General features: G+C 59.3%; 16 protein-coding genes and 1 tRNA gene. 11 read left to right on the top strand and 6 right to left on the bottom strand.

The features are described 5' to 3' along the window. Window positions 1-530: 530 nt before the first annotated feature. The 4 genes from ACR0D9_RS11685 (at window position 531) to ACR0D9_RS11700 (ending at window position 4,447) form a co-directional block, all read left to right on the top strand. Window positions 531-1,280 carry a 5-oxoprolinase subunit B family protein gene (locus ACR0D9_RS11685; protein ID WP_480538879.1) on the top strand — a complete coding sequence of 250 codons (750 nt, stop codon included), beginning with the start codon at window positions 531-533 and terminating at the stop codon, window positions 1,278-1,280. Continuing rightward, on the top strand, window positions 1,277-2,275 hold the full coding sequence (locus tag ACR0D9_RS11690; RefSeq protein ID WP_480538880.1) for a 5-oxoprolinase subunit C family protein: 999 nt from the start codon (window positions 1,277-1,279) through the stop codon (window positions 2,273-2,275). The genes ACR0D9_RS11685 and ACR0D9_RS11690 overlap by 4 nt, the downstream gene beginning before the upstream one ends. A 12-nt stretch (window positions 2,276-2,287) precedes the next feature. Beyond that, window positions 2,288-3,049 carry a LamB/YcsF family protein gene (locus ACR0D9_RS11695; protein ID WP_480538882.1) on the top strand — a complete coding sequence of 254 codons (762 nt, stop codon included), beginning with the start codon at window positions 2,288-2,290 and terminating at the stop codon, window positions 3,047-3,049. 150 nt (window positions 3,050-3,199) lie between these two features. Further along, window positions 3,200-4,447 carry a hypothetical protein gene (locus tag ACR0D9_RS11700; RefSeq protein ID WP_480538884.1) on the top strand — a complete coding sequence of 416 codons (1,248 nt, stop codon included), beginning with the start codon at window positions 3,200-3,202 and terminating at the stop codon, window positions 4,445-4,447. Window positions 4,448-4,503: 56 nt separating this feature from the next. Here ACR0D9_RS11700 and ACR0D9_RS11705 read toward each other — a convergent pair whose 3' ends face one another. Together ACR0D9_RS11705 and ACR0D9_RS11710 are read right to left on the bottom strand one after the other, a co-directional pair. Beyond that, window positions 4,504-5,898 (bottom strand): D-alanyl-D-alanine carboxypeptidase family protein, encoded by a 1,395-nt coding sequence (locus tag ACR0D9_RS11705; RefSeq protein ID WP_209507823.1) that lies wholly within the window; start codon window positions 5,896-5,898, stop codon window positions 4,504-4,506. A gap of 279 nt (window positions 5,899-6,177) precedes the next feature. After that, window positions 6,178-6,879 (bottom strand): HAD family hydrolase, encoded by a 702-nt coding sequence (locus ACR0D9_RS11710; protein WP_480538886.1) that lies wholly within the window; start codon window positions 6,877-6,879, stop codon window positions 6,178-6,180. A 93-nt stretch (window positions 6,880-6,972) separates the two neighbouring features. Here ACR0D9_RS11710 and clpS point away from each other — a divergent pair, with 93 nt between their 5' ends. Genes clpS through hemF form a run of 4 tightly spaced genes read left to right on the top strand, consistent with a single transcriptional unit; the run spans window position 6,973 to window position 10,052 of the window. Further along, complete coding sequence (clpS, locus tag ACR0D9_RS11715; protein WP_209598551.1) at window positions 6,973-7,314, top strand: ATP-dependent Clp protease adapter ClpS; 342 nt, start codon at window positions 6,973-6,975, stop codon at window positions 7,312-7,314. A gap of 44 nt (window positions 7,315-7,358) precedes the next feature. Continuing rightward, window positions 7,359-8,324 (top strand): class I SAM-dependent methyltransferase, encoded by a 966-nt coding sequence (locus tag ACR0D9_RS11720; RefSeq protein ID WP_480483343.1) that lies wholly within the window; start codon window positions 7,359-7,361, stop codon window positions 8,322-8,324. A gap of 37 nt (window positions 8,325-8,361) precedes the next feature. Continuing rightward, window positions 8,362-9,162, top strand: coding sequence for an SDR family NAD(P)-dependent oxidoreductase (locus ACR0D9_RS11725; protein WP_480483341.1), 801 nt, complete (start codon window positions 8,362-8,364; stop codon window positions 9,160-9,162). Window positions 9,163-9,167: 5 nt separating this feature from the next. After that, window positions 9,168-10,052 carry an oxygen-dependent coproporphyrinogen oxidase gene (hemF, locus tag ACR0D9_RS11730; protein ID WP_480483339.1) on the top strand — a complete coding sequence of 295 codons (885 nt, stop codon included), beginning with the start codon at window positions 9,168-9,170 and terminating at the stop codon, window positions 10,050-10,052. Window positions 10,053-10,055: 3 nt separating this feature from the next. Here hemF and ACR0D9_RS11735 read toward each other — a convergent pair whose 3' ends face one another. Next, window positions 10,056-10,505 carry a hypothetical protein gene (locus tag ACR0D9_RS11735; RefSeq protein WP_480483337.1) on the bottom strand — a complete coding sequence of 150 codons (450 nt, stop codon included), beginning with the start codon at window positions 10,503-10,505 and terminating at the stop codon, window positions 10,056-10,058. Window positions 10,506-10,645: 140 nt separating this feature from the next. On the opposite strand from ACR0D9_RS11735, the gene ACR0D9_RS11740 reads away from it, so the two are divergent. Both ACR0D9_RS11740 and ACR0D9_RS11745 read left to right on the top strand, forming a co-directional pair. Further along, on the top strand, window positions 10,646-11,158 hold the full coding sequence (locus ACR0D9_RS11740; protein WP_209507836.1) for a toxin-activating lysine-acyltransferase: 513 nt from the start codon (window positions 10,646-10,648) through the stop codon (window positions 11,156-11,158). Further along, on the top strand, window positions 11,159-12,085 hold the full coding sequence (locus ACR0D9_RS11745) for a Hint domain-containing protein (protein ID WP_480538889.1): 927 nt from the start codon (window positions 11,159-11,161) through the stop codon (window positions 12,083-12,085). It abuts the gene before it with no gap. Window positions 12,086-12,087: 2 nt separating this feature from the next. On the opposite strand, the gene modC is transcribed toward ACR0D9_RS11745, so the two are convergent. Genes modC through modA form a run of 3 tightly spaced genes read right to left on the bottom strand, consistent with a single transcriptional unit; the run spans window position 12,088 to window position 14,662 of the window. Next, window positions 12,088-13,188 carry a molybdenum ABC transporter ATP-binding protein gene (modC, locus tag ACR0D9_RS11750; protein WP_480483333.1) on the bottom strand — a complete coding sequence of 367 codons (1,101 nt, stop codon included), beginning with the start codon at window positions 13,186-13,188 and terminating at the stop codon, window positions 12,088-12,090. Then, the gene (gene modB, locus ACR0D9_RS11755) at window positions 13,185-13,877 is read right to left on the bottom strand and encodes a molybdate ABC transporter permease subunit (protein WP_480538890.1); all 693 of its coding nucleotides are present in this window, start codon (window positions 13,875-13,877) and stop codon (window positions 13,185-13,187) included. Before modB ends, modC begins: the two co-directional genes overlap by 4 nt. A gap of 5 nt (window positions 13,878-13,882) precedes the next feature. Continuing rightward, the gene (modA, locus tag ACR0D9_RS11760) at window positions 13,883-14,662 is read right to left on the bottom strand and encodes a molybdate ABC transporter substrate-binding protein (protein WP_480538892.1); all 780 of its coding nucleotides are present in this window, start codon (window positions 14,660-14,662) and stop codon (window positions 13,883-13,885) included. A gap of 243 nt (window positions 14,663-14,905) precedes the next feature. On the opposite strand from modA, the gene ACR0D9_RS11765 reads away from it, so the two are divergent. Next, a tRNA-Val gene (locus tag ACR0D9_RS11765) sits at window positions 14,906-14,981 on the top strand. Window positions 14,982-14,993: the final 12 nt, after the last annotated feature.

Here is a 14,993-nt window from a genome sequence, read left to right on the forward strand (position 1 = left end):
AACCTCAACCTCAGATGCCCACCGTCTCTCCGGTGCGTCTCAACCGTCTTTCCAGTCCGTCAGGCCAACCTCAGTTGCGCCGGTGAAGGGGGTTCTAAGTATTACTCTCAAAACCCGCAAGCGGAAAATGACGTTATTGATCTTTTTTTTGAATTTTCTTTTATAAATACGATATTTCAATGACTTACACGTTATAGAAATTGACCACCACCCTTCTGTTCGGATGCTGTTGGGCATGATCTGACTGGCAAGCCCCGTAAAACAAAATGGGCCGCCACAAGATATAGAGACTTCGCGATTTCAAGATACAAGTCAGGGCGACTCGAAACGGGAAAACGAGTCGGAACTGCGGCCAGAATCCGGTCAAAATCCTCTCACCCCCGCCGGACGCCTAATACTGCGGGTCGCTCCCTGCCGGGATGTGGACGGAACAGGCACGATGTCCGCTATTGAACGCCCTGTCTTGCGCATCGCCTAAAGATGCGGTCAGGTTCCACCAATTCACTCTTCGATCCGAAAGCAGATCAGCAATGGCGCGCAACATTCAGTTTCCTTTGGTCAGAACCGTCGGATTTGACGGCGCGCTGGTGACCTTTGCGGATAGGATGACCGACACCGCGAACCGGGCAGCACTGGCGTTTCGGTCTGAAGTCGATCGTCTGCACTGGGATGAGGTGACCGAGTCGTCAGCCTCCCTGGGCTCGGCCTTTGTTCGGTTCGACACGCAGCGCATCTCTCATCAGAAGATGCTGCAAAAGCTTCGGGATCTGGTTGACCAGAAGGACTGGTACACTACACCCCTGCCCGCGGGTCGCAGGTTGTGGCGCGTTCCGACGGTTTACGGGACCGACCTTGCGCCCCAGCTTGACGATGCCGCCGCTGCTGCCGGCCTGTCACCGGAAGAAGCAATACGTCGGCTTGGACAATCCCGCGTGCGGGTTCTGACCATCGGCTTCGCTCCGGGGCAGCCTTATCTTGGGCCTCTGGGACCCGAATTCAACATTCCCCGGCTGCAAAGCCTGACCCCCATGGTGCCGGAAGGGGCTCTGGTTCTGGCGATCTCGCAATTTGTTCTGTTTTCCGGGCCGACGCCAACCGGGTGGCGGCATATCGGGCAGACCGCCTTTCGGTGTTTCCGTCCCGAAAGGGTCGAGGCCTTTACCCTTAGACCTGGCGATGAACTGTTGTTCGAGCCCGTTTCCCGCGACGTTCTGGAACACATCAGAGTCAACAACGAGGACGGCACAGGCGGCGCAACCTGTGAGGAGATCGCGCCATGAGCCTGATCGTCCACCGGATTGGCCCGGCCTGCACCATTCAGGATCAGGGGCGCACAGGTTTTCTGGATCAGGGGCTGTCCCGATCAGGGGCCGCGGATATTCTGGCCTTGCACGAAGGGGCGGCGCTGCTGGATCAAAGCCCAAACCTTGCGGCGCTGGAGATGGCCGGGATGGGAGGCGAGTTCGAGGCGACGCATAACATGCGCATCGCCCTGACTGGCGCACGAATGCAGGCCAGCATTGATGGCAGCCCTGTCGCCTGGAACGCCTCGCACCAACTGAGCGCCGGGCAAAGGCTGGTCATCGGGGCGACGCTGGCTGGAAACTATGGCTATCTGCATCTGGGCGGCGGCATCGAAGCCGAGGTTTTTCTGGGGTCCCGCTCCACCCATCTGACAGCGCGGATTGGCCGGGCGTTACAGCAGGGTGACAGGCTGACCTGTGGACCGGATGCAGGCAACAGCGGGATGAAACTGGCTGCTGTCGAGCGGTTTTCGGGCGGGGTGCTGCATGTGGTTGCCAGTTTTCAGACATCTTTGTTTGACGGCGCGACGCTTGAACGGTTTGCCCAAACCAATTTCCGGCGCGGCGCACGCGCCAACCGGATGGGCATGCAGGTGGACAGCGACGGTGACGGCTTTGCCGCCTCGGGCCAGCTGAATATCCTGTCCGAGGTGATCACCCCCGGCGATATCCAGATGACCGGCACTGGCGATCCGTTCATCCTGTTGCCGGAATGTCAGACCACGGGCGGGTACCCTCGTATCGCGACCGTTCTGCCATGCGATATGTCCCGCGCGGCACAGACACCCGCAGGCGGCGACATCCGGTTCGAATTTGTCAGCATGGAACAGGCTGAAGAAATGCACAAAGCGTTCCTGTCAGACCTTGCGCGCCTGCCCTCAAAAGTCGAGGCACTGGTGCGTGATCCCCATGACATACCGGACCTGTTGTCCTACCAATTGATCGGCGGAGTGATCTCTGCCACAGACTAAGGAGATGTGCCAATGCCAAGCGTCGATCTGAATGCCGATTTGGGGGAAAGTTTTGGCCCCTGGAAAATGGGCGATGACGAAAGCCTGCTGAAAATCATCACCTCGGCCAACATCGCCTGTGGGTTTCATGCCGGTGATCCGGATGTAATGGCATCGACGATGAAACTGGCGGCCGAAAATGACGTAGGCATCGGCGCGCATCCCGGCTTTCCCGATTTACAGGGGTTTGGTCGGCGGAACATGAAGTTGCCCCATGACAACCTGCGCAATCTGGTCCGGTATCAGCTGGGGGCCGCAATCGGCATGGCCACCGCAGTTGGTACCAAGGTACGGCACCTGAAACTGCACGGGGCGCTGGCCAATATGTGTTCAGCCGATATCAATATGGCGCGCGCCTGTTATCAGGGTGCATTGGATGTTGATCCCGATATCATCGTCATGGTGCTGGCCGCGACAAAACAGGAAGAGGCCGTGCGTGAACTCGGGTGCAATTGGGTGGGCGAGATTTTCGCCGACCGTGCATATAACGACGACGGAACACTGGTTGATCGCAGCCTGCCCGGCGCCGTCATCCACGACGCCGACGTCGCCGGACCTCGCATCCTGAACATGGTCCGCGAAGGTGCGATCATCACCGAAAGCGGCAAGCGGCTGGAAACGTCCATCGACACAATCTGCCTGCACGGCGACGGCCCGACCGCGGTTCAAATCGCCCGCTCCGTTCGCGAAAGCCTGATCGGGGGCGGTGTCGATGTGACGAAATTCACCCGCTGACCATCATGCGTTAACGTCGGCAACCCAATTTCACGACTGTTGCCCGTACACGTCTCAGCGCCTAGCATGACGGGCAAGCACATGTTCTGAAACCTACAATTTCAAACGATCGCTCGCCCCGGTTGGGGTGTCGCGCAAGGAGGTAGTCGAATGTCCTTTGATCTGATGTCCTATCAACCCCGGGGCGACAAGAAGAACTCGGACTTCTTTGCGGAATACCTGCCGAAAATCTACGAGCGCCGGACAAGCTCGGGCATCGCCGGGCAGGTCGGGCCAATGCGCGCAATCTGTATGCAGGTCGAAACCGACGCGCTGTTCGATACGCTGGTCGAACTTTACGTGATGACACCCTATCGCCACACAGCCAGCTATCTGGGGCAGACCCACAAATTTTCGGTCCTGCATTCGCATCCCGATTATCCCGCGCTGATCGTGATGGCCCCGCTCAGCCCCGGTTTCGAAGACTTCATCCCCCGCATCAATCGCATGTACCCGCTGGCCCGCAATACGCCGCAAACGCGGTATGTTGGCGAGATTTTCGGCGCCTGTGATCTGAAGGCGCTGACCGGGACGCTTGAGGATCAGAATATCCGCTTCGAATATGCGGGAGACACAGAAAACCCGTTCTACACATTGGACGGCTTCCGCTTTACGACCCCGTCCGATTTCACCTGTAACCGGGTCGGGTATTCGACACTTGATTTCAACGACACAGACAGCCTGGGCCTTGGTGATCGTGTGTTATTGAGCGACGCGGAACAAGCGCGGCTGGATCAGGCAGCCGCGTTCGGATCGGACAGCAAAATAGCGCCCTTGATGCTGGGCATCGATCATCTGGCGACGCGCGTGCTGGCGGGTGAGCGCGAGGATGCGATCCTCGAATTCCTGACCATGGTGCCCTACTATTTCTGGGGGGCTTACAACATCTTCGACATGAACTCGTCCACCAATGTGAACCGCAACGCCAATGTGGACGATGACAAGAAATCTCCGGCCAAGGTTTTCACCGCCAACAACACGCCGTCCTTCGTCAACTCATTCGCCAAGCTGCCGATGCCGACCGAGGATTTTGTGCGCAATTTTGGCCGTCGCCTGCATCACATGGCCGTCGAGATCAAGGATGGCGACCATGGTGCCGGGGAAAAGAATGTCGACTTTGTCGTGAACACGCTTAAAGACAAGGGCGTGCCGTTCCTGGCCCATGTGGTGGGCGAATGCAAAGACGACCCGAACCTGAAACAGATCTTCTCGAAACACTCGAAGAACACGCTGCTGATCACTGAATATATCGAACGGTGTCACAAGTATGACGGGTTCTTCACCAAGGACAATGTCGCCGCCCTGACCGCCGCCGCGGGACAGGACGAACAATATCAGCACGGTCACGTCTTCGATTAAAAAAAGGGCCGCGGATGACCGCAGCCCAGACCCAACAGGAGAGAATATGCCGGACCTTATGATGGCCCGATCATGAAACAGGTGACATTGCGGGCTTGCAGACGGCGACACGCCAAATCGGCCTGTTCCCGCGTCATGCCCTGGAATGTCGCATCAAAGCCGCGCGAGCTCTGACTGACCTTGCGCAGACTGCCATCCAGCGTGGTCATTTCCGACAGCGCCGTTTTCAGCAGAATCTTCTCGGCCTCATATCGTGTGGTGTAGCGGCCCACATTTACCCCCCACAGATGTCCACCGGACGAGGACAGGCGGGTAATCACTTCCTGCTCGGGCTCTGGTGGGCTGGCGGGTTCGGTCGAGGCCAGCACCAGATTGTCCGGGCGCAGCGCCGGGCGGGTGTCGGATGTTTCAACCGGCGGGGCGGTTGGGGCAACATCCGCTTCGGCAATCGCCGCGGCAATGCCGCTGCTGATACGGTCGCTGTTCTGGTCCGCCACGACCGCGACCGCACTTGCAACCTGTGTTGTGGCACTCGGGCGCCCAAGCGGGCGCAGGCTGGATTTCGGTGCTCCGCTCAACGCTGCAACTTGGGTATCGCCCCCCAGCCCGACATTGCCCGCATAGACCGGGCGCTCAGGTTTGCGGATAGGTGCACGAGACGGGGCACGGCGAAACCCCAAATCCAGCAATTCCGCAACCTTGGCGTTCCGCGACGCCCCGGATTTACCGCCAAAGACAGTTGCGATGATGCGCTCATCCTTGCGTTTGGCCGACGCCACGAGGTTGAATCCCGCCGCACGTGTGTATCCGGTCTTTATTCCGTCCGCACCTTTATAGGCCGCCAGTAGGCGGCGGTTGGTGTTGGGAACAGTCTTGATACCGGCATCCGTCGATTGGCGCGAGAACAGGTTATAATACTGCGGGTAATCATACAGCAGATGCCGTCCCAGCGTTGTCATGTCACGCGCGCTGGACAGGTGCCCTGCCTCAGTCAGACCATGCGCATTCTTGAAGGTCGTGCGGCTCATGCCCATCGCTTTGGCGGTTCGGGTCATACGGCGGGCAAAGGCCGCTTCCGAGCCACTGATGGCAATGCCGATCGCCGTGGCCGCGTCGTTGGCCGATTTTACCGCAGCGGCGCGGATCAGATAGCGGAACGCAATCGTCTGGCCCGCGCGCAGGCCCAGCTTCGACGGGGGCTCGGCCGCCGCCTTCTGGGTAATCCGAACGGGTGTGTCCAGTGTGATCTCGCCGTTTCGCACCGCCTCAAACGCGATGTAGAGCGTCATCATCTTGGTCAGCGAGGCCGGGTGCAGCCGCGCATCCGCATTTCGTGAATGCAGCACCTCGCCAGTTCGGGCGTCGATCACCATAGCTGCGTAAGGCGCCGCCATGGACCTGAGCGGCGCAAACGCCAGCACACATAGCAACGCTATAAGGAAAAAGCCCATTCGGGCCGGAACTGTCCGCCGAATCTGCACGATCTTTGCCTCTGTCTGCCTCGCGCTGCCGGGTTTTCCCGGTCAGCAAAAATTATTTTATTGTCCCCAAGGCTATCACAGCGACCCAATGAAATAAACCGAAAGCTGAGGTTTTCGCAGTTTCGTTTTGCGTCTGGGCTGAGGCTATATCTTGCGAATTTCCCCGTCAGAACCACCAGATGCGCGATAAAGGCAAAACTGCGCCCGGTTGCGGCAGGGTTTATGTGAAACTGAGGCGAAAAGGCAACATCACTTCAGGTCGCGCAACAGATCGGCCAGATCACCCAAATCTCTCAACTCGCGGAATCGGGTGCTTTCGACCGGGGCTTCTGCATGTTCCACCTCCCAGACCAGACCGTGGGGCACGTAGACACCCCAGCACCCGGCCTGAATCGGGGCTACGACATCTGACCGCATCGAATTGCCGATCATCATTGCGGCAGTCGGGCCATCACCATGACGGTCGAACACGAACCGATAGGTTTCGGGGGTCTTTTCGGAAACGATTTCCACCCCATCGAACAGATCACCCAGCCCGGACTGGGCCAGTTTGCGTTCCTGATCGATCAAGTCGCCCTTGGTGATCAGGATAACCCGATACGCATCGGCAACACCTTCGACGGCCTCGCGGGCATGGGGCAACAGCTCGATCGGATGGGCCAGCATCTCTTGCCCCGCTTCGATCAGCTGCCGGATGACCCAGGCCGGAACGCGGCTTTCGGTAACTTCGATCGCCGTCTCGATCATCGACAGAACAAATCCTTTGATGCCGTACCCATAGCGCTGAATGTTTCGTTTTTCTGCCGCAAGAAGACGGTCCATCAGGTGATCACGATCGGCATGATCGGCCAAGAGTTCAGCAAAACGAGCCTGCGTCATCTGAAAAAACCGTTCGTTATGCCAAAGGGTGTCGTCTGCATCAAACCCGATTGTCGTCAGCTTGGTCGTCATCCCGTTTACGTCCGCTTGCTCTTTTCACTGGCCATGCACACGTTATATAAGCGCCAAGATAAACCCCAAGCCTGAATCGGACAGTTGCACACGATGCTTGAAATGATCTGGATGATGTCTGACAAGCCGGACGACGACAGTGACGCGTCCGTCCTGGTACAGACACGCCCAAAAACCAAGCGTCCGCCTTTATACAAGGTCCTGTTGCTGAACGACGATTATACACCGATGGAATTTGTGGTGCATGTGCTTGAACGCTTCTTCGGCATGACCCATGCGCAGGCGTTCGAGATCATGCTGACCGTTCACAAGAAAGGCGTGGCCGTAGTCGGTGTTTTCAGCCACGAAATTGCCGAGACCAAAGTTGGTCAGGTGATGGATTTTGCCCGCAGGCACCAGCACCCTTTGCAATGCACAATGGAACGCGAAGAGTAAGGCCTTTGGCCTGACGCGCGCGCCTCTCTCAGCCGGAATTGCCCATGTCCCCTCGTCTGGAACTTGCCTTGCAAAACGGCCTGACGCTGTCCCCCCCTCTTAGCGTGATTTGCCCCACACCCGACCATGATCTGTCTGCGCTGGCGGGCGGCGCACAAGTTGTGCAGCCTTTCAAACCATTTCACGACCATTTCGCCGCGCAGGGTTTTGAAACGGTGCCCGACGCAGATGGCCCCTGTCAGGACGCCATTGTCTTTCTGCCCCGCGCCAAGGCACTGGCCCGGTCGCTCATTCATCAGGCCTGTGCGCGGGCGAGCGGCCTGGTTGTCGTCGACGGTGCCAAGACGGACGGTGTGGACAGCATATTGAAGGATGTGCGCAAGCGGGTTCCGGTCGAGGGACCGCTTTCCAAAGCACATGGCAAGATTTTCTGGTTTCAGGCCGATGATCAGGCCTTTGCGGACTGGGCCGCGCCGAAACATCAGATGGTTGACGGATACCACACAGCGCCGGGTGTGTTTTCAGCGGACGGGATTGATCCTGCCTCAGCCCTGTTGCTGAAGACTCTGCCTGACCGGCTTGGTCCCTGCGTGGCCGATCTGGGTGCGGGATGGGGGTATCTGTCTGCGGAAATCCTGAAGCGCTGCGGGATAACCTCGCTGCATCTGGTCGAAGCTGACCATGCGGCCCTGACCTGCTCGCGGCTTAATGTCACTCAATCCCAGGCGCATTTCCACTGGAGCGATGCCGTATCCTGGACCGCCCCGGAACCTATCGACACCGTTGTGATGAACCCGCCATTCCACACGTCTCGCAGCGCGGATCCCGCCTTGGGGCAAGGGTTTATAACCTCCGCCGCCCGCAATCTGACACGCAACGGAACCCTTTGGATGGTCGCCAACCGGCACCTTCCTTACGAAGCTACACTGAACGAACATTTCGCTCAGGTCGGTGAAATTGCCGGCGACAACCGGTTCAAGGTATTCCAGGCCTCTCGCCCTCGGCGTTAAGGCCCGTTAACCTGCGCCCCAATTCAGGAGGATTCGGATGTCCTTTTCCATCGCTGGCAAGACAGCAATCGTAACGGGCGGGGCCAGCGGCATCGGCCTGGCCATCGGGCGGCATTTCGCGGATGCGGGCGCAAATGTCATGTTTGCCGACATAGATGAAAAACGCCTGATCGACGAGCTTGGAGAACAGGCCGAAGGCAGCAATATCCGGTACTTTGCGGGCGATCTGCGCGAAAAGCTGACCATAGCCAACCTGTTATCTGCGACGCTGGATGCGTTCGACCAGGTGGATATTCTGGTCAACGGCGCACGGCAAGTGATCCCGTCTGATCCGCTGGATCCGGATGACGATTCGATGCGCACCCTGCTGAACCAGAACCTGATGCCCGCCTTGCGGCTCAGCCAGTTGGTCGCAAATCGCATGATCAAACAGGCCGACGGCGATGTCGAAAACCCGGCGGGGACGATCATCAACCTGTCCTCGATCGCGGCCCGGCGGACCCACCCCGATCTGATGGCCTATTCCGTTTCGACCGCTGCACTGGATCAGCTGACCCGGTCCCTTGCGGTTGCGCTGGCTCCGAAACGGATCCGCGTCAACTCGATCGCGCTGGGTTCGGTCATGAGCGCATCGCTACAATCGACCCTCAAGGACAATCGCGACTACCGCGTCGATATCGAAAAGCACACGCCCCTGGCCCGTATCGCCTCGGCCACGGAACTGACGGAAACCGCGCAATATCTTGCGTCTGATGCAGCTGGTTTCGTCACCGGGCAGATCCTGACAATCGATGGTGGCCGTACCCTGCTTGACCCGGTCGCAGCCCCTGCACATTAAGACCCATGTTCGAAACAGAAAAATCTACCGCCTCCGCCTGGTTTCGCCAATTGCGCGATGACATCGTTGCAGCGTTCGAAGCCCTTGAAGACAGCCACACCGACGGGCCGTTTGCCGATGCCGCACCCGGTCGGTTCGAGGTCAAGGAAACCAAACGCCAGTCGAACGATGGGTCAGACGCGGGCGGCGGGCTGATGTCGGTCATGCGCGGCGGGCGTGTGTTTGAAAAGGTCGGTGTCAATGTCTCGACTGTCTACGGCACGCTGGGCGAACGTGCGCAACAAGCGATGGCGGCGCGCAAAGGCATCCCCGGAATGACCGAAGACCCGCGCTTCTGGGCGTCGGGTATCAGCCTTGTGGCCCATATGCAGAACCCCCATGCCCCGGCGGTCCACATGAATACACGCATGTTCTGGACACCCCATGCCTGGTGGTTCGGTGGCGGCTCGGACCTCAACCCCTGCATCGAGTATGACGAGGACACCGCGCATTTCCATGCCACGCAAAAGGCGCATCTGGACCCGCACGGACCCGCCCATTACCCGCGCCTCAAGGAATGGGCTGACGAGTATTTCTATATCCCTCACCGCAAACGCGCGCGTGGCGTCGGCGGGATCTTCATGGACGACTATTGCACCGGTGACTGGCAGGCGGATTTTGCCCTGACACAGGATATTGGCAGGGCCTTTCTGCCCGCCTTCCTTCCCTTGGTTGAAAAGCGCCGCGTTCAGAACTTCTCAGAAGCGGACAAGACCACCCAACTGGTGCATCGCGGCCTTTATGCGGAATACAACCTAGTCTATGACCGGGGCACAAAATTCGGTCTGGAAACCGGGCATGACCCGGATGCCGTTCTGATGAGCCTGCCGCCGATGGCAAAATGGGTCTGACGATCAGAACGTGTCCATGATGAAATTGTCGTAGCAATAGTTCTGCGCCGACACCGCCGACATGTTTGCTCCGACTTTCTTGACCGTGATCGAATAGCCGGGTTTCGTATCGGCCCCCGGCGGCGGAGTCATGGAAAACTGCACCGTTCGCACGCCGGGTTCATACGCCCGCCAGATATAGATCCTCTGCGAGTTCGGAACGCCCAGTGTGCGAATGGCATAATCTCCGATCCCGCACCAATAATTGACCGGCGCGGATGAACCGACAGCCTTTACTTCGTAAACCCCGTCCGGCAAGGGCGTGATCTCGGTTCGGAACTGCGGCCGGACTGACAGGCCGAACCCAACGGCCCCGGCCACCGCAGGCGTCATAACAAGTGTGGCAGCGATGAATGGCTTGAGAAAACGCATGATCCAGATATCCCGAAACAATGGCACCAATACCGATAGCATAACCACGACACCCTGCGAGTAAAGTGGGGCAAACCAGCTGCGCCGGCACAGTTATCCGGGGAAATTCCACTATTCATATCGCCGGAAACAAGTACACTACCCGAAAGAATTAATAACGCATCAAACTGTCGGCAGTTCCGTTGAACAAGAGTTTTCCAAAAGACTGGTTCGATTTCCCACCCGAGAAATATGCGGATCTGGGGGCGATGTTCTATCTCGCGGGTCTGACAAAAACGCACCAGAAACGTAACCTTGCGCAAGTTCTTTATGCGTTCGAAACCCCGTTCCGCCTGGGCCAATACCAGATCTTCAGGCAAAATGGCTTTCCCCGCGGATTTGTCACTTTTGCCGGTCTCAGCCCCGACGCCGAATATCGCTATGCGGTGAAAGAAACCTCACTGACAGACAAGGATTTTACCAGCGGGTCTTCCTTCTGGATCATCGACCTTGTCGCGCCGTTTGGACAGACCAGCCAGATTGTTGATATCCTCAAGCAAGAGATCCCGCATCCGCGCGTGCGCACCAACCGAATGGACAGCGACATGACACGCAACCGGATTGTCGAATGGACACGGGACGATGCAGGCGAGGTTCATATGCGCCTGTACCGAAAGAAGGAATTTGAGCGGATGCTGCAACAAGGCGAGGTCTAGTTGGTTTCAGTTCCGATCACAGGTGAATTGACCGGCAACGTGACCGGGTCCCCACCCAATGTGGCGATGGGGCAACCCACGCTGAACAACGGAAACTTTACACCGCTCACCCAAAGCTGGACAATTGCGACACCCCCTGCCAACGGTACAGCCACGATCGACCCAAATACCGGTGAGTGGACCTATACGGTCGATCCGACGTTTTTCGACAGCCTCGACAATGGTGAAGTTGTTTTTGATTCCTTCTTCATCAGTGTCTCGGGAACAACGCAAGCCGGTCCGATTACACTTCCGTTTACCGGCTCCCCGGACCCGGTAGAGGTGGTCATCCGGATCGAAGGCGTGTGTTTCGTAGCCGGAACCCTGATCGAGGCCGAAAACGGCCCGCGCGCCATCGAGACCCTGAAGGTCGGGGACAAGGTGGCGACAGCCGATCACGGGTTGCAACCTGTTCGCTGGATCGAAAGCAGCACGATCCCACCCGACCGATTACGCGACGAACCCGCAATGTGGCCCGTTCGCATCTCGGCAGGCAGTCTGGGACCCAACACACCCTCGCGGGATCTTCTGGTGTCTCAGCAGCACCGTATTCTGGTGAACGGCCCCCGGGTTGAGCTGCTTTTCGGAACCACCGAAGCACTGGTTGCCGCCAAGCACCTGTGCCGATGGCCCGGAATAGGGCTCGATACCTCGGTTGAGACGGTCGAGTATCTGCACATCCTGCTGGATCGGCACGAAATCCTTTCGGCGGATGGGGCACAGGCGGAAAGCCTGTTTCTGGGGGAAGAGGCGCTACATACCCTTTCATCCGACGCGCTCCAGGAACTGGCCGCAATATTTCCCGACCGTCCCTCCTCCGGCCATCAGGGGTTTGGACGCGCCGCGCGCCTTATCCTGCTGGAACACGAAGCCCGCGCACTTGCCTGAGGTCAGGTGCCGGTCCCGATGCGGCCACCGACATTCTGCGGGGCCAGCGCAACCGTCTTGATCACGGCATGGCATGTACTGCCCGGCTGCAAGTTCAACGCCGCAACTGACCGGCGCGTGACCCGTGCAAGAACAGTCCCAGCCAGTGTCCTGACCGACACGATCGCTCCGGGACCTTCACCCGACCGGATCGAGTCGACCGTCCCGCTGAGCACGTTCAATGCCGACAGACCCTCGGGCTTTTGGACGGACAGGATCACCTCTTGCGCCGGAATGCGAATTCGCAGATGCGCGCCGACCTCCTGCCCGATACGTGGCAGAAACAGACGCGCGCCATTTGCGTTCAGCTCGGTCAACCCGTCAGCGTGGTGCTGGTGCACCTGCACTTCCAACACGGCCCCGACCGCGCGCACACCTGCGGGCGCCACGGACGGATCCGACAGAACCTCAGACGCGGGGCCATGGCGGACGACCCTGCCATCCTGCAAAGCGACAACCGATGTGGCCAGACGGGCCACCTCGTCGGCTGAGTGGGTCACATACAGGATCGGGACAGACACCTCATCCCTGAGACGCTCGAAATAGGGCAGGATCTCCGCCTTGCGGGCCTCGTCCAGCGCCGCAAGCGGTTCATCTGCAAGGATCAGTCGCGGGCTGGCCAGCAACGCCCTGCCTATCGACACGCGCTGTTTCTCGCCCCCTGACAACCCGGCTGGACGGCGATTCAGAAGGTGGCCGATCCCCAGCATCTCGATGACCTTTTCCGGGTCTTCACGCTGCGCGCTTTTGGGGGCGAACCAGCGGCCATAGGCAAGGTTCTGGCGCACGGTCAGATGCGGGAACAACCGCCCTTCCTGAAAGATATAGCCCAGCCGCCGCCGGTGCGGCGGCAGCCAGTGCCCGCGTTCGGTGTCAATCAACACCCAGTCATCCACGGCCACTCTGCCCGCGCGCGGCCGCAGCAATCCGGCCACCGCGTTGACAATCGTGGTCTTGCCCGACCCGGAACGCCCGAACAGCACAGTCACACCGGGTGGCGCGTCAAAACTGACCTCCAGATCGATCCCCGGCAGCTGATGATGCAAACGAACAGACAGGCTCATGATCCGGCCACCCGCGCAGCGGCGCGCCGTCCCACATATTCCGACAGCAATAACGCGCCCATGGCGATGACGATCGAGATCAGGACCAGCCGCGTTGCAGCAGCCTCGCCCCCCGGCACCTGCAAAAAGGCGTATACAGCCGATGGCAATGTCTGCGTCTGGCCCGGAATATTCGACACGAATGTAATCGTGGCCCCAAACTCACCCATGGCTTTTGCAAAGGCCAGAATGGCCCCGGCGATGACACCGGGCAGGATCATCGGCAAGGTCACGGTCAGAAACACCATAGGCCGCGACGCCCCCAGCGTCGCCCCCGCCTGTTCCAGCTTCGGGTCCACCGCCTCGATCGACAGACGTATCGCCCGGACCATCAGCGGAAAGGCCATGATACCAGCGGCCAGCGCGGCCCCAGTCCAGCGAAAGGCGACCACAATGCCGAACTCGGCTAAAAACCGCCCCAACGGCCCCTGAGCGCCGAAGGTCAGCAACAGCAGATACCCCGTCACAACCGGCGGCAGGATCAAAGGCAAATGCACCAGACCATTCAGAACCTGCCGCCCGGGGAACCGCCAGCGGGCCAGAATGTAGGCCACGAAAATCCCGACCGGCAAAGTCGCCAGCGTCGCCCAAAACGACACGCGCAGCGACAGCTTCAGCGCTTCAACTTCGGCGGGGCCCAACCACTCCAACGCGATCACCCGCCCGGCAGGGAAAATCCCTGCTCCTGAAAAATTGCCAAAGCCGCATCGCTGTGCAGATGATCCAGAAAAGCCCGCGCCGCACCTGTGGCATTACCTGTCATCGCCGCCGGATAGATGATCGGAGGGTGCAGGTCGGTCGGAAAACTGGCCACAACACTGACCCGCTGTTCCGCCTGCGCATCCGATCGATAGACGATCCCCAGAGGCGCGGCACCGGTTGCCACAAGGGCCAGCGCAGCGCGCACATTATCGGTTTGCGCCACACGCTCCTGCACCGCCTCCCACTGGTTCAACCCCTGCAAAGCCGCCTTGCCGTAGATACCGGCGGGCACCGCATCGACCAGCGCCATGGCCAGAAAGCCTTCGCCCAGTTCGGCCCTGAGGTCATGAACCACCCGAATGTCACCCAGATCAGGACGCCCAGCAGCGCCGATCAGAACCAGACTGTTGCCCAGAAAATCCGATCGTGTCCCCGGCTGCAACAAGCCCTGCTGTTCCAGATAATCCATCCATTCGGCGTTGGCCGAGATGAACACGTCCGCAGGCGCACCCTGCTGAATCTGCCGCGCCAGTACCGAAGACGCCGCGTAAGACACGGTGACATCCTGCCCCGTCCGCTCTGTGTATTCCGTTGCAATTTCGTCCAAAGCGGTCTTGAGACTGGCCGCGGCGAAAACCAAAACCCCTTCTGCCCCGGCCCGGACCGGAGCCAGCACAAATGCGCCAAGGACCAGTGCCACCATCCAGATACGGCAGGCGAAGGGTAGGATCATGTGTGCTCCCGACCGGAAAGTTGCAGTCTCTTCGGGCATATCGGAGGCCATAGGGCGCTTGCAAGCGCCTTTGATCTTTTCCAGACCACATGCCTGAAACCCACGCAGACCTGCCTCATAAGCCCATGCTCACCGAGGCTGGCGTCTTTGAGGGCGGCATTTCCTATCCGCAACCCATCGCGGAATAAAAATCTCACAGACCCTCTTGCGCCCGCCCGCTGGCTTGGCTACATGCAGCGTCACGGGTGATTAGCTCAGTTGGTAGAGCGCTTCGTTTACACCGAAGATGTCGGGAGTTCGAGTCTCTCATCACCCACCATCCTTTCCCCAC

Source organism: Ruegeria sp. AK11, assembly GCF_056541095.1.